Source organism: Microbacterium azadirachtae (assembly GCF_025583665.1).
Taxonomy (GTDB): Bacteria; Actinomycetota; Actinomycetes; order Actinomycetales; family Microbacteriaceae; genus Microbacterium; species Microbacterium azadirachtae.
In genome coordinates, this window is the sequence record NZ_CP099706.1 from 2885092 (window position 1) to 2898604 (window position 13513).

Below are 13513 nucleotides of genomic sequence, written 5' to 3' on the forward strand. Positions count from 1 at the left end.
TTCAGCGACCGCCGAGGAAGTCGCTGATGCGGCCCGAAACACGCGCGCGATGCTCGGCCGTCAGCGCCGACCCGCTCGGGAGCGTCAGGCCGGTTTCGAAGAGCGTCTGAGATGCGCCGTTGATGACCCCGTGATAGCCCGCGAACACCGGCTGCTTGTGCATCGGCTTCCACAGCGGACGACTCTCGATGTCGTCTGTCGCGAGGAACGCAGCGAGCTCGGTCGGCGCCCATCCGGTTCGCTGCTCATCGACCAGAATCGACGTCAGCCACACGTTGTCGTTCTCGTCGCCTTCGGCACCGAAGACCTCGACGCCGTCCACGTCGCGGAACAGCTCCTTGTAGAGCTCACGCATCTCACGGCGGCGCGCGATCATCTCGTCGAGCCGGCTCAGCTGCGCGCGGCCGAGCGCAGCGAGAAGGTTGCTCATGCGGTAGTTGTAGCCAATGTCGATGTGCTCGTAATGCACGACCGGCTGACGCGCCTGAGTGGCCAGATAGCGCACGTGCTGAGCGAAGTCGGCGTCATCGGTGAGGAGCATCCCACCGCCCGACGTGGTCATGATCTTGTTCCCGTTGAACGAGACGGCCGAGGCACGACCGAAGCTCCCCGCGGCGCGGCCCTCGTGCGAGGCTCCGAGCGACTCCGCGGCGTCGGCGAGCACAGGCACCCCGAAATCCTCAGCGAGAGCCAAGATCGAGGTGTAGTCGACGGCCTTGCCGAGAAGATCCACCGGCACGATCGCGGCGACGTGCGCACCCCCCCGGCGCAGCAGTGTCAACGCCTCGCGCAGGAGCTCTGGATCCATGTTCCCGGTGACGGGATCCGCGTCGACGAAGAAGGGCTCGGCGCCGGTGTAGACGATCGCGTTGGTGGTGGCCGCGAACGTCATCGTCGACGTCACGACGACGTCTCCGGGCTTGACTCCGAGAGTCAGCAGCCCCAGATGAAGGGCCGCCGTGCCCGAGCTCAGTGCGACGCCGTGCGCCACGCCGACACGGTCGGCAAGCTCCCGCTCGAACGCATCGACGTCGGGCCCCAATGGCGCGATCCATCCGGATCGCATCGCTGCGACGAGCGCCTCCTCCTCCCGCGCCGTGACGTCCGGCGAGGACATGTAGATGCGCTCAGTCATTCGAACCGCTGCCCGGTGCGGCGTTCACGCCGGTCACGAGCTGATCCACCACGATCCGGTCGACCACTGCCGTGTCATTGTTCCGTGGCACTGCGTTCATCCGAGCCTCCCAGCCCGCCTTGTCCAGGCGCTCAGGACTGATCGTATCGGCGTGGGCGTGAGAGATCTTCGGGTGGAACGGCCGTTCGAGGTTCTCCCGTGCGCCGACGAGCTCCTCGTGCAGCTTCTCGCCGTGGCGCAGGCCGGTGAACACGATCTCGATCTCCTTGCCCGACATCGCGATCATGCGTTTGGCGACCTCAAGGATCGAGACAGGTTCGCCCATGTCGAGGATCAGCACCTCGCCGGCGCGTCCGATACCACCGGCCTGGATGACCAGCTGGCACGCCTCAGGGATGGTCATGAAGTAGCGAGTGGCGTCGGGATGCGTGACGGTGATCGGCTTGTCCTCAGCGATCAGACGCTGAAAGGTCGGCAGCATGGAACCGCGGCTGCCGATCACGTTGCCGAAGCGCACAGAGAGGTACTGCGTACCGGTCTGCTCACCGGCCCAGGCGGTGAGCTTCTCGGCGACGCGCTTGGAGTGCCCGAGCACGCTTGTGGGGTTCGCCGCTTTGTCGGTCGAGATGTTGACGAAATGGGTCACGCCCACGCGGCGCGCAGCCTGCAGCACGTTCAGCGTCCCGATGACGTTCGTCTTCCACGCCTCGTCCGGATACTGCTCGAGCATCGGCAGGTGCTTCAGCGCGGCGGCGTGGAACACGACCTCCGGACGCCGCTCGTCGAAGATGGCGTTCAGCACGGAGACGTCGCGGATGTCGGCGAGCACGACGTCCTTCGAGTCCAACAGCCCGTTGCCCGCCGTGCCCAGCTGGGCGCCCTGCAGCCCGGTCTCGTCGCGGTCGAGCATGATGAGCTCACTGGGGCCGAACTTCGCGAGCTGGCGGCACAGTTCGGATCCGATCGACCCACCGGCCCCCGTGACGAGCACGCGCTTGCCTGTGACGTACCCCGCGATGAGCTCGACGTTGGTGTCGACGGGGTGCCTACCGATGAGGTCTTCGATCTCGATGTCGCGGACGTCGACCGTGGTGCGGCCTTCGAGCATGTAGTCGGTGACCGTGGGGGTGACCGACACGGACATCCCGGCAGCGTCCGCGGCATCACTCAGTTCACGCAGCAGCACGCTGTCGGCGTTGCCCAGCGCGATCACCAGTCGCGTCGCCCCCGTCCGCGCCGCGATCTCCGCGAGCTGGCTCCGGCGTCCCAGCACGGGCACGCCGCGGAGCCGCAGGTTCTTCTTCGCCGGGTCGTCATCGATCAATCCGACCGGCAGAATCGGCGACCCCGGGTCCGTCGTGATGCTGTGGAGAAGGCGATCGCCGAGGTACCCCGCTCCCACCACGAGCGCACGCTCGGCATTCTCCCCCGGCTTGCGGGAGCGCTCGACGACGAGGCGAGCGACGTAGCGAACGCCGAACATCGTCAGCAGCACGAAGGGTCCTGCCAGCAGAACGGTGGCGCGCGGGACACCGATCTGGTTGCCCGAGGGGATGACGAACGCGGAGAGGATCAGCGTGATGCCTCCCGCAACCAGCGACAACGTCCAGACTTCGCTGAACGAGCCGTACGAATAGCGGCCTCGGTAGAGCGCGAGCACATAGCCGACGATCAACTGCAGCAGCGCCGCGATCAACCCCAGGCAGAACGTCGCGATCCAGCCGGACAGCGGCAACTTGAAATCGACGCGCAGGCCTACCGCGAGGACGGTGCCGAAAACCCAGGCGAAGGCATCGAGCGCGGCCACCCAGCCGCGCCGCCGATGGCCGGCACCGGCGCTCTGAGCCCCCTGAATGACGTTCTCGCCCCGATCACCGCTCTGCACAGCGACATCCCCCCAAACTCTCAACTGACGGCGAAGGCGCCGCGATGCCCGTGAACAGCAATTTCCCGATCAGGCACGAATAGCTGGGATCCTTGCCCGCTCCCCCTGTGCCTCCAGGATCCCATATCTGTGAGAAAGCCGAGTGACAATGTCCGGAAAGTGACGCAATACGCATGCTTCGCACTCGCATTTCGCGCGTTTAGGTCGCATCGCACGAGCGACCGCCCCAACTGGGCTGCGGCAGCGCAGCGTCGCGCTCACGGCCTTCGATAGGCTGACGAGGTGGGTGGGGACCAGAGCGGGCCGTGGCGTATCGCCGATGCGGTCGCGTGGACGACGAGCGGCAATGAGGTCGTGGCCCTCGAACTCGAGTCGCCGACCTCTCATCCGATGACTCTTCAGGGCACCGCCGCGTACGTGTGGGAGGAGATCGACGCAAACGGCCCGCTCTCCTCGGCGGAGCTGATCACGAACGTCGCCGCTGCCTACGAGGTGAGCGAGGACGCCATCCGGGACGACATCCTCGCCCTTCTCGACGGTCTCCTCGCCCAGCATCTAATCGCACACTGATCGCTTGTGCACGGCGGATCGGCCGTGCCCGAATCGACACCGTTCGACCATGGTCAGGGGCCCGGGGGATCTCTAGAATCGCTTCGTGCCTTCCCGACACGAAGATCGTGGGGAGCGCCCGACCCGCGATGGAATCTCACCCGACTCGGACGATTCCTTCGAGCGCCTGCTGGCCACGCCTCAGACACCGGTCGGCAAGACGCACAGGAGGCGTCGCCCCGTGCTGAAGAGCCCCTGGTTCTGGGTTCTGATCTCGCTGCTGGTCGTCCTGATCGTGATCGGCGTCGTGGGCGCTCTCACCGCGAAGCGCCTGTACGACCAGGCGATGATCGCGAGGAACGACCTGGAGCAGGCCATCCCGCTCGTCGACCAGGTACAGCAGAGCATGCTCGCCGGCGATCCGGCAGGAGCCAAGAAGACGATCGCCAAGATCTCCGCCCTGACGGACGACGCCGCCAAGAAGACGAGCACAGGCCTGTGGCGCAATTCGGAGTGGGTCCCCGTCGCAGGTCCCAACCTCAAGGCCGTGCGCATCACGGCCGACTCCGTCAACGGACTCGTGCATGACGCGCTCCTGCCGCTGACCGGCCTCGACCTGAAGGCGCTCCTGCCGAAGGACGGCGGCATCGACGTCGCGAACCTCAAGACCCTGGCCGACGACATCGACACCGCCAACACCCGCATGGAGCTGGTGCAGAAGAACGTCAAGAGCATCGACCGATCCGCCCTGGTCCCGCAGGTCGCCGCCGGGCTCGCCAAGCTCGACGACGCGATCGCGAAGATCGAGCCCGTCCTCACCCCCGTGCACAACGCCCTGACGATCCTGCCGAACGCCCTCGGTGCCGACGGCCCGCAACACTACCTCCTCATCTTCCAGAACAACGCCGAGTCGCGCGGCACCGGCGGCAATCCGGCGGCCATCGCGATGCTCACGGCCGTGAACGGCAAGATCTCTATGACGCAGCAGGCCAATTCCACGGACTTCGCCAACGGGCGGCCGGAGCCCGTGATGGCGCTCGATCCCGAGACCGAGGCCCTGTACGGCGACAAGATCGGCCGCTACATCCAGGACTCGACTCTCTCCCCCGACTTCAGCGAGACGGCGCAGATCGTGCGCGCGTGGTGGTCCGAGACCTACGGCACCCCGGTCGATGCCGTCGCCTCGATCGATCCGGTGGCCCTCGGCTATCTGCTCCACGCGATCGGGCCTGTGACGATGCCGGCACCGTTCGACGAGACGCTCAATGCCAACAACGCGGTGGCCTTGCTGCTGAACGGCGTCTACGCGAAGTACCCGGATCCCCACGTGCAGGATGAGTTCTTCGCCGATGCTGCCAAGAGCGTGTTCGATGCGCTTCTGACCACGCACGCCGACCCGAAGGCGCTCCTGACCGCCCTGACGCAGGCCTCGAACGAGGGCCGCCTGATGTACTCGCCCAGCGACGAAGCCCAGGCGAAGATGCTGGCCGGCACCCCCGTCGGCGGCAACATGCCGGCGGACAACGCCAAGACCACGGACCTCGGCGTCTACATCGACGACCTCACCGCGAGCAAGCTCGACTACTACATGCAGATGAGCATCGCCGCTTCGGGCACGCAGTGCCAGAAGCCCGATGCCCCGACGTTCTCGAGCACCGTCACGCTGCAGAACACGCTCGATCCGGCCGCGGTCCCGGGCCTTCCGGTCTACGTCGACCCGGGACTCTTCTTCCCCAAGGGCCATGCCTCCACTGATGTGTATCTGTACGGACCGGTGGGATCCACGCTCACCGGTGTGACGGTCGACGGTCAGCCCGTGGCTGCATCGGGGCTGCCGCATCTCGGCCGCACGGTGGCGAAGCTCAACGTGCTCATGGCACCCGGCCAGACGACGACCATCGTGGCGAGCTTCAGTGCACCATCCGGCGCCTACGGGCCGCTCGAAGTGCGCCACACTCCGATGGTGAAAGCCACCCCCGTCGCGATCGACGCCCCCGGCTGCACGCCCGCGAAGAAGTAGCAGGCAGCTCGCCGCCTAGGATTGCGGCATGCGTGTTCTCGTCACCGGCGGTGCCGGCTTCATCGGCTCCCACACGGTCGTGGCTCTGCTCGAACACGGGCACCACGTCACGATCGTGGACAACCACGAGAACTCCTCCCCCGAGGTGATCAACCGCATCGAGCGAATCGCCGGCATCCGTCCCGAGATGATCGAGGTCGATCTGCTGGACGACGAGGCGTTCGATGCCGCCTTCGCTACGGCCGCACCCGATGCGGTGATCCACTTCGCCGGGCTGAAGGCCGTCGGCGAGAGCGTGGCCGACCCGCTGCGTTACTACGCGCACAACCTGGGCAGTACATTCTCGCTTCTCCGGACGATGAAGCGTCATGGCGTCCGCAACCTCGTCTTCTCCTCATCGGCCACGGTCTACGGCGACCAGCAGGATCCGCCGTATCGCGAGGACGCCGGCCGCCTCGACGCCACGAACCCGTATGGCATGACCAAGGTGATGCTCGAGCGCATCCTCAGAGATGTCGCGGCTTCGGAGGATGACTGGCACATCGGACTGCTTCGCTATTTCAACCCGATCGGCGCACACCCCAGCGGTCTGATCGGGGAGGACCCGAACGGGATCCCGAACAACCTGGCGCCGTACATCCTGCAGGTCGCTGTCGGTCGCCTGCCCGAGGTGAACATCTTCGGCGACGACTACCCCACCGCCGACGGCACGGGGGAACGCGACTACATCCACGTGGTCGACCTGGCGGAAGGACACGTGGCAGCGCTCGAGAAGCTCTCGACCGTCGCCGGCGCACGCGCCTGGAACCTGGGCACGGGAGCCGGCACGTCGGTCAAGCAGATGATCGCAGCGTTCGAGGCGGCGTCTGGGAATCCGATCCCGACGGTCATCCGACCGCGTCGCGCCGGCGATCTGCCACGGAGCTGGGCGGACACGTCGCGCGCCCAGGAGGAGCTCGGCTGGACCGCCTCCCGCGGCATCGCGGAGATGGCGCGCGACGGGTGGCGCTGGCAGTCGTCGAACCCGAGGGGTTTCGCAGAGTAGCCGCGCAGGACGAGACTCGCAGCTCCGCTCTCCGACGGAGTCAGGCGCCGTTCTCGTTACGGGGTGGGCAGGACAGTCGGCGGCTCCGTGGAGCCGGGATCCGTCGGCACGGGCGGGGGCTCCGTCGTCACCGGCGGCGGTTGCGTCGGCTCGGTCGTGGCGCCGCCGCCGGTGCCCGTGCCCGTGTCACCCGTGCCGCCGCCGGAACCGCTCGAGTCGGACTCCGCCACCGCGCGCGCCTGATCCGCGATGAGGGCGGCCAGCGCGCTGCGCCAGGCATCCCATGGGGCGAAGGACATCGCTCCGAACGGATCCGATGCGGCGACCGCCGCCGCCGTCTCCGTGGCGGCGGTTCGGAAGGGCTCGGCCGCGTCGGGGTTGTCGGCGACCGCGGTCGCCGCGTATCCGGGCACCGACTGCCGGAACGTCGTGATGGCACCGCGGAATCCGGCGGTCGCGGCCGTCAGCGACGCCTCGCGCGACGCGACCTCGCGCTCGAGCTGATCGAGCTGGACGTTCGTCGCGGACTTCCCCGCAGACTTGGGCACCTTCACCGCGGCGAGCGCCGCGGTGTACGCCTGGCGCGCGGCCTCGGCGGCGAGCCGGGCCGATTCGTCGCTGGATCCCGCCATCGCCGCGAGCGGCGAGGCGAAGGACTCTGCGCTCGTCTGCGCGGCCTTCACAGCACTCTCGAGGGAGTCGACGGCTGCGTTGACCTTGGAGATCCGCGCCGGATCCACGCTCGAGGTCGGGGTCGCGGAGACCGCGGCCGGCACGGGTGCGCCGGGCGTCGCAAGCGCCCAGCCGACGCCCAGCGCGGTGACGACCAGGCCTGCCGCCATCGCGATGACCTGAGGGCGCCCCAGGCCGTATCGCGGCGCGGCGTGCTGCGGCTCCGGCCGGGCCGGCACGGGCGCAGGGAACGAGTGCGTGTAGGGATGAGCCTCGGTCGCGGCATCGTCGAAGAGGTGACCCTCGGCGGTGTCGATCAGCGCCGTCGGGGCCTGCAGATGCAGGTCGAGGTCATCGTCGGGGTTCCGGTGCTCGCCGGGCGCGGGCATGACGGGCGCGTCGGCGTCCGTCCCCGGCCCCTGGGGATCCGTGGTCTCGGTTTCCTCAGATGCGGGCGAGCCCTTCTCGGTGCGCGCGACATCGCCCGGTCCCGCGAAGAGGGCGCTGAAATCCTCCAGCGGCGCCGCCGAGACGTCGTCCTCGTGGTGATCGAACAGCGACGCGAGATCGAAGGCGTGCTGGTCGTCGGACTGCGGGCCGTCGCCGTGCGCAGCCCCTTCGGTGCCGGCCCTGTCCCGGGGCACGTCATCGTCGGGCATTCGTCCCGCCTTCCCAGGTCGACGCGGTACTCGACTTTATCGGGAAACCACGACCTGCCTCGCCATGGCGTTCGCGGAGTCGCGCACAGCACCTCGCGGTGTCGCCCCGCGTGCCCTGGAACGCCCCGGCGCCGCGCCCCGCATCCGCGAGCTTCGGCGTGCGCGACGGCGCTACGGCCTGCCCATCCCGACGTAGGTCCAGCCCGCCGCGCGCCACGCCTGCGGATCCAGGCAGTTGCGCCCGTCGACGATGATCCGGCCCCGGGCCAGCGTGGACGCATGCTCGGGAGAGAGCTCGCGGCGGTACAGGTCCCATTCCGTGACGAGCACCACCGCATCCGCGCCCTTGAGGGCCTTGTCCCGATCCGCGACGTACTTCAGCTGCGGGTGCACGGCGGCGGCATTGCCGAGGGCCTCCGGATCCGTCACCCGTACCTTCGCGCCCATGCCGCGCAGCCGGATCGCGACCTCGAGCGCCGGCGAGTCCCGCACGTCGTCGCTGTGCGGCTTGAACGCAGCTCCGAGCATGGTGATCCTCTTCCCGACGACGCTCCCGCCGAACGCCTCGAGCACGAGGCGCACCGCGTGCTCCCTGCGGCGCAGGTTGATCGCGTCGACCTCGCGGAGGAATCCGACCGATGCCCCACGCCCGAGCTCCTCCGCGCGCGCGGCGAACGCGCGGATGTCCTTGGGCAGGCATCCCCCGCCGAAGCCGATCCCGGCGCCGAGGAAGCGTCGTCCGATCCGGTCGTCGTACCCGATCGCGTCGGCGAGCCGGGTGACGTCGGCCCCCGCCGCCTCGGCGATCTCCGCCATCGCGTTGATGAACGAGATCTTCGTGGCGAGGAACGCGTTCGCGGCGCCCTTGACGAGCTCGGCCGTGGCCAGATCGGTCACCAGGAACGGACTGCCCTCCGCGATCGCGTCGGCGTACGCCTCGCGCAGCACCTCGACCGCGCGCCGACCCGAGTCGTCCGCCGCGGCCCCGACCACGAGGCGGTCGGGGTGCAGCGTATCCCGCACGGCCCAGCCCTCGCGCAGGAACTCCGGGTTCCAGACCAGAGTCGCCCCGGCGCCCGCCACGCGTTCGGTGAGGCCCGCAGCGGTTCCCACGGGGACGGTGGACTTGCCCGCGACCACGTCTCCCGGCCGCAGCTGCGGCAGCAGCGCATCGAGGGCCCCGTGCACGAAGCGCAGGTCGGCGGCAGATCCGTCGGACTGCTGCGGGGTGCCCACGGCCAGGAAGTGCAGGACGGATCCGGCCGCGTCGGCGATGTCGGCGCTGAAGGTCAGCCGCCCGCTGGCGACCCCCGCGGCCAGCAGCTCGTCCAGCCCGGGTTCGAAGAACGGTGCCTTCCCCGTCGCGAGCGCCGCGATCCGGTCGGGATTCGTGTCGATCCCCGTCACCTCGTGGCCGATCGACGCCATCGCCGCCGCGTGGACCGCTCCGAGGTACCCGCAGCCGATCACAGACATCCGCATGAGGACACCACACCGCGCGAGTCTCACCACCACACGACCGGCAGGCGTCGCGTCGGCGACGACCGGGTGAACGCTTGGGGCGGGCGGTCTACCGGGGCGTCGCGGTCACCAGGATGGGCAGGTGGTCCGACTCCCCCTGCGGCAGCGTGCGCACCGACTCGACCACGAATCCGGAGGCCGCCGCGAAGTCGTAGAACCCGCGGAAGACGCGGTATCGCGTGTACGTATGCTGGTCGCTCATCACGAGCTCGTAGCCGACGTCGCGCATGTGCTCGCTGAGCCGCTCCTTGAACACCGGATAGTTGAAGTCGCCGACGATGAGCTGCGGCAGGCCCCACCCGAGCTCGGACAGCTCGGAGAGCGCCGCCCGGATTTGGTCGCGCCGCAGGGCGTTGCGCGCCGTGAGCGGCGCCGCGTGCAGCGACGCGACGAGGAAGTCGCGGCCGGCGTCGATGTCGCGGAGCCGCACGCCGAGCAGACGCTCGTGCGCGGGGCGCAGCACGTGGTCGTGCAGCGACTTCTTCACCGCGACCGCCGCCATGTCGACGAGACGGTACGTGCTCTCGCGGTAGTAGATGGCCAGTCCCAGCCGGTTGCGCTGCGTGGTGTGCGCCAGCACGAGACCTCCGGCCCGCTCCGGCAGCGACGCGGTATCGCCCTCCTGCAGGCACAGCACGTCGGGGTCATGGGCGTCGACGAGGGCGTCGAGCTCATGCGCCGCACGATGCTTGCGCAGGTTGTAGGAGATGATCCGCACGCCCCCACCGTACCCGCGCGCTCTTGCGCGAGGCTGAGCGGCAGCCGGAGTTCATCGGATGTTGCAGATCCGGATCCGCGTCAGTCGTCGTGATCGCGGCGGTTGCGCGTCTGCTCGGCGCGGGCCGCCAGCAGCTCGTCCGCGGGGTACCCCACCTCGGTGAGCGTGAGGCCGCGCGCGGCGAGCACCTTGAAGGCGCTGGTGCGGGTGAGGTCGTCCCGCAGCCGCGCCAGATCGGCGACCTCGAGGCGCCCCTCCCCCACGGCGGCGCAGGCTCCCACGAGCGCCCGCACCATGCTGTGGCAGAACGCGTCGGCCTTGACCTCGGCGACCAGCACGCCGGACGCATCCCGCGACCAGCGATAGTCGAGCAGGGTGCGGATCGTGGTGCCCTCCTCGCGCGGCTTGCAGTACGCGGCGAAGTCGTGCAGTCCGATCAGCGTCTGCGCGGCGGCGTCCATGGCGCCCTCGTCGAGGACCGCGCGGACGGTGGTGGTGTCGTGGCGCAGCAGGGGGTCGTATCCGGCCCGCGCGTCGGCCAGCCGATACCGGTACCGGCGCCAGACGGCGGAGAAGCGGGCGTCGAACCCCTCCGGCGCGAGCGACGTCCGCGACACGGTGGCATCGGGATACTGCCCGAGCACGCCGCGGATCCGCGAAGCCAGCGACGCCGCCGGATCGAGCGCGGCCCGGCCGTTGCGCGTCGCCACACGCGCCCACTGCTGCGCGTCGAGGTCGACGTGCGCGACCTGCCCGGTGGCGTGAACGCCCGCGTCGGTGCGCCCGGCGACGACGAGGCGCGGACCGGATGCCTGCGGATCCCCCGCGGCGGACTCCGCCGACGGACCGACGATCCGGGCGAGCGCCGCCTCGATGGTCCCCTGCACGGTCCGCAGCCCTGGCTGCTTCGCCCAGCCCCGGAAATGGGTGCCGTCGTAGGCGATGTCGAGACGGATGCGCACGGATCAAGGGTACCGACCGCGCTTCTCGGCCCCGCACCGGGCCCGCACCGGCGGGCTGCGCGCTCGGCATCGCCCCCGCCTCGGAGTAGGGTTTCCCACAATCCGTCCCGGCGTCGGGCCGATCCGGAATCACTCTGGGACTCAGTCTCTATTTGTGCGACACTGAATCCCAAGTGACCGGCGCCGGCACCCGAGCCGGCGGCGCAGCGGCATCGAGACGGACCGAGATCGAAGGAGATCCCATGGTCAGCAGCACGTTCCCCGACGTCGAGATCCCCGTGGTCCCGATCCACGAGTACCTCTTCGGCGACATCTCCGAGCACGACCTCGACCGCGTCGCCCTGGTCGACGGGATGTCGGGCGCGGAGACCACCTACCGTCAGCTGATCGGCCAGATCGATCTCTTCGCAGGAGCGCTCGCCGCCCGCGGCATCGGCGTGGGCGACGCCGTGGGCCTGCTCTGCCCGAACGTCCCCGCGTTCGCGACCGTTTTCCACGGGATCCTGCGCGCCGGCGCCACGGCCACCACCATCAACGCGCTGTACACCGCCGATGAGATCGCCAACCAGCTGCGCGACGCCTCGGCGTTCTGGCTCATCACGGTCAGCCCGCTCCTCCCCCAGGCGCAAGCCGCCGCGGAACAGCTCGGCCTGCCCGCCGACCAGCTGATCGTGCTCGACGGCGCCGAGGGGCACCCGTCGCTGCGGGATCTGCTCTCCGAGGGACACCATGCGCCCGCCGTGACCTTCGACCCCGCCACGCACGTCGCGGTGCTCCCGTACTCATCCGGCACCACCGGCCGGCCCAAGGGCGTCATGCTCACGCATCGCAACCTCGTCGCCAACGTCGCACAGAGCACGATCTCGATCGACCTGAACGATGACGACCGGATCCTCGCCGTCCTGCCGTTCTTCCACATCTACGGCATGACGGTGCTGCTCAACCTGGCCGTGCGCCTGCGCGCGACCCTCGTCACGATGCCGAAGTTCGACCTCGTCGAGTTCCTGCGCATCATCGCGGAGCAGCGCACCAGCTGGCTGTTCATCGCGCCTCCCATCGCCGTCGCCCTCGCCAAGCACCCGCTGGTCGCTCAATACGACATGAGCTCGGTGAAGGTCGTCTTCTCCGGCGCCGCGCCCCTGGACGGAGCACTCGCCCACGCCGTCGCCGGCCGGCTCGACTGCCTCGTGCGGCAGGGCTACGGCATGACCGAGACCAGCCCGGTGACGCACACGATCCCGGTCGAGCGCGAGGACATCGACCTCTCCTCGGTGGGTCTGCTCATTCCCAACACGGAGGCGCGACTGCTCGCGGAGGACGGATCCGACGTGGTGATCCCCGCCGACGGCGCGAGCGAGCCCGGAGAGCTGCTGATCCGCGGCCCGCAGGTCATGAAGGGCTACCTGAACCGTCCCGACGCGACCGCCGACATGCTCGACGCCGACGGCTGGCTGCACACGGGCGACGTCGCCACCGCCACGGCCGGCGGCGTGTTCCGCATCGTCGACCGCCTCAAGGAGCTCATCAAGTACAAGGGCTACCAGGTTGCCCCGGCCGTCCTCGAGGCCGTGCTCCTGGAGCACCCGGCCATCGCCGACGCCGCCGTGATCGGCGCGCCGGACGAGGACGGCCAGGAGGTGCCGAAGGCCTTCGTGGTGCTGCAGCCCGGATCGGAGCTCGACGCCGCGGGCGTCCAAGCGCACGTCGCCGCGCACGTCGCACCGCACGAGAAGGTGCGGATGGTCGAGTTCATCGACGCGATTCCGAAGTCGGCGTCGGGCAAGATCCTCCGCAAGGATCTCCGGGCGCGGACGAGCTGACCGGCCCGTCGCCCGCACATCTCCCTGTCCGCTCAGGTCGAAGCGTCGTCGACGTCGTCCTTCGGCGTGTGCCGGAACACGACGTAGTGGTACAGCAGGAAACGCACCACGACGATCACCGCGATGCTGCCCAGGTTGACGATGTTCACCAGCGCCGGACCGGGGGCGTGACCGGTGATGCCCTCGACGACCTCTGCGCCCAACCAGACGATCCCGGCACCGAGCAGGGTGCACACGAGGTTGACCACGAGGAACAGCACGATCTCGGCGGCGCGCCCGCGGCGGTTCCGATCGCGGAACGCCCACTCCCTGTTGCCGAAGTAGGCGTTGATCAGCGCGACGAGACTGGCCCCGATCTTGCCGAAGACGAGATCCCAGCCGAAGACGTAGACGAAGAGGTTGAAGGCGCCGACCTCGATGAGGGTGCTGATGCCGCCGACGATCAGGAAGCGGGTGCCGACTCCCGCCAGACGGCGCAACCGGGAGCGGCGATCCATAGCGCTACTAGAATACCCGGGAGGACGACG

The 13513-nt window shown here is 69.1% G+C and carries 11 protein-coding genes; 4 read left to right on the top strand and 7 right to left on the bottom strand.

The genetic code is table 11. The features are described from left to right. Position 1: 1 nt before the first annotated feature. Both NFX31_RS13660 and NFX31_RS13665 read right to left on the bottom strand, forming a co-directional pair. Complete coding sequence (locus NFX31_RS13660) at positions 2–1135, bottom strand: DegT/DnrJ/EryC1/StrS family aminotransferase (RefSeq protein ID WP_262955971.1); 1134 nt, start codon at positions 1133–1135, stop codon at positions 2–4. Next, positions 1128–3020 (bottom strand): polysaccharide biosynthesis protein, encoded by a 1893-nt coding sequence (locus NFX31_RS13665; protein ID WP_248700387.1) that lies wholly within the window; start codon positions 3018–3020, stop codon positions 1128–1130. Before NFX31_RS13665 ends, NFX31_RS13660 begins: the two co-directional genes overlap by 8 nt. A 282-nt stretch (positions 3021–3302) precedes the next feature. Between NFX31_RS13665 and NFX31_RS13670 the strand changes: the two genes are divergently transcribed. From NFX31_RS13670 to galE, 3 genes are all read left to right on the top strand, one after another. Beyond that, complete coding sequence (locus NFX31_RS13670; protein WP_045249768.1) at positions 3303–3590, top strand: PqqD family protein; 288 nt, start codon at positions 3303–3305, stop codon at positions 3588–3590. A gap of 220 nt (positions 3591–3810) precedes the next feature. After that, positions 3811–5589: a DUF4012 domain-containing protein gene (locus NFX31_RS13675; protein WP_262955972.1), complete on the top strand. Its 1779-nt coding sequence runs from the start codon at positions 3811–3813 to the stop codon at positions 5587–5589. A gap of 28 nt (positions 5590–5617) precedes the next feature. After that, complete coding sequence (galE, locus tag NFX31_RS13680) at positions 5618–6634, top strand: UDP-glucose 4-epimerase GalE (RefSeq protein ID WP_045249766.1); 1017 nt, start codon at positions 5618–5620, stop codon at positions 6632–6634. A 56-nt stretch (positions 6635–6690) separates the two neighbouring features. On the opposite strand, the gene NFX31_RS13685 is transcribed toward galE, so the two are convergent. The 4 genes from NFX31_RS13685 to truA form a co-directional block, all read right to left on the bottom strand. Beyond that, on the bottom strand, positions 6691–7965 hold the full coding sequence (locus NFX31_RS13685) for a hypothetical protein (RefSeq protein WP_262955973.1): 1275 nt from the start codon (positions 7963–7965) through the stop codon (positions 6691–6693). A 171-nt stretch (positions 7966–8136) separates the two neighbouring features. Beyond that, entirely contained in the window at positions 8137–9447 is a 1311-nt protein-coding gene (locus NFX31_RS13690) for a UDP-glucose dehydrogenase family protein (RefSeq protein ID WP_262955974.1), read from the bottom strand. 88 nt (positions 9448–9535) lie between these two features. Further along, a complete protein-coding gene (locus NFX31_RS13695) occupies positions 9536–10204 on the bottom strand; it encodes an endonuclease/exonuclease/phosphatase family protein (RefSeq protein WP_045249897.1) in 669 nt (222 codons plus the stop codon). An 80-nt stretch (positions 10205–10284) separates the two neighbouring features. Further along, complete coding sequence (truA, locus tag NFX31_RS13700; RefSeq protein ID WP_262955975.1) at positions 10285–11166, bottom strand: tRNA pseudouridine(38-40) synthase TruA; 882 nt, start codon at positions 11164–11166, stop codon at positions 10285–10287. Between the two features lie 242 nt (positions 11167–11408). On the opposite strand from truA, the gene NFX31_RS13705 reads away from it, so the two are divergent. Further along, entirely contained in the window at positions 11409–12986 is a 1578-nt protein-coding gene (locus tag NFX31_RS13705; RefSeq protein WP_045249899.1) for an AMP-binding protein, read from the top strand. A 32-nt stretch (positions 12987–13018) separates the two neighbouring features. Here the strand turns inward: NFX31_RS13705 and NFX31_RS13710 are convergent, their stop codons facing one another. After that, a complete protein-coding gene (locus NFX31_RS13710; protein ID WP_262955976.1) occupies positions 13019–13483 on the bottom strand; it encodes a GtrA family protein in 465 nt (154 codons plus the stop codon). Between the last annotated feature and the right edge of the window lie 30 nt (positions 13484–13513).

Excerpts from the sequence above, each read along its gene's own strand:
- NFX31_RS13660 (WP_262955971.1), bottom strand. The coding sequence starts at position 1,135 with ATGACTGAGCGCATCTACATGTCCTCGCCGGACGTCACGGCGCGGGAG.
- galE (WP_045249766.1), top strand. The coding sequence starts at position 5,618 with ATGCGTGTTCTCGTCACCGGCGGTGCCGGCTTCATCGGCTCCCACACG.
- NFX31_RS13690 (WP_262955974.1), bottom strand. The coding sequence starts at position 9,447 with ATGCGGATGTCTGTGATCGGCTGCGGGTACCTCGGAGCGGTCCACGCG.
- NFX31_RS13705 (WP_045249899.1), top strand. The coding sequence starts at position 11,409 with ATGGTCAGCAGCACGTTCCCCGACGTCGAGATCCCCGTGGTCCCGATC.
- NFX31_RS13685 (WP_262955973.1), bottom strand. The coding sequence starts at position 7,965 with ATGCCCGACGATGACGTGCCCCGGGACAGGGCCGGCACCGAAGGGGCT.
- NFX31_RS13710 (WP_262955976.1), bottom strand. The coding sequence starts at position 13,483 with ATGGATCGCCGCTCCCGGTTGCGCCGTCTGGCGGGAGTCGGCACCCGC.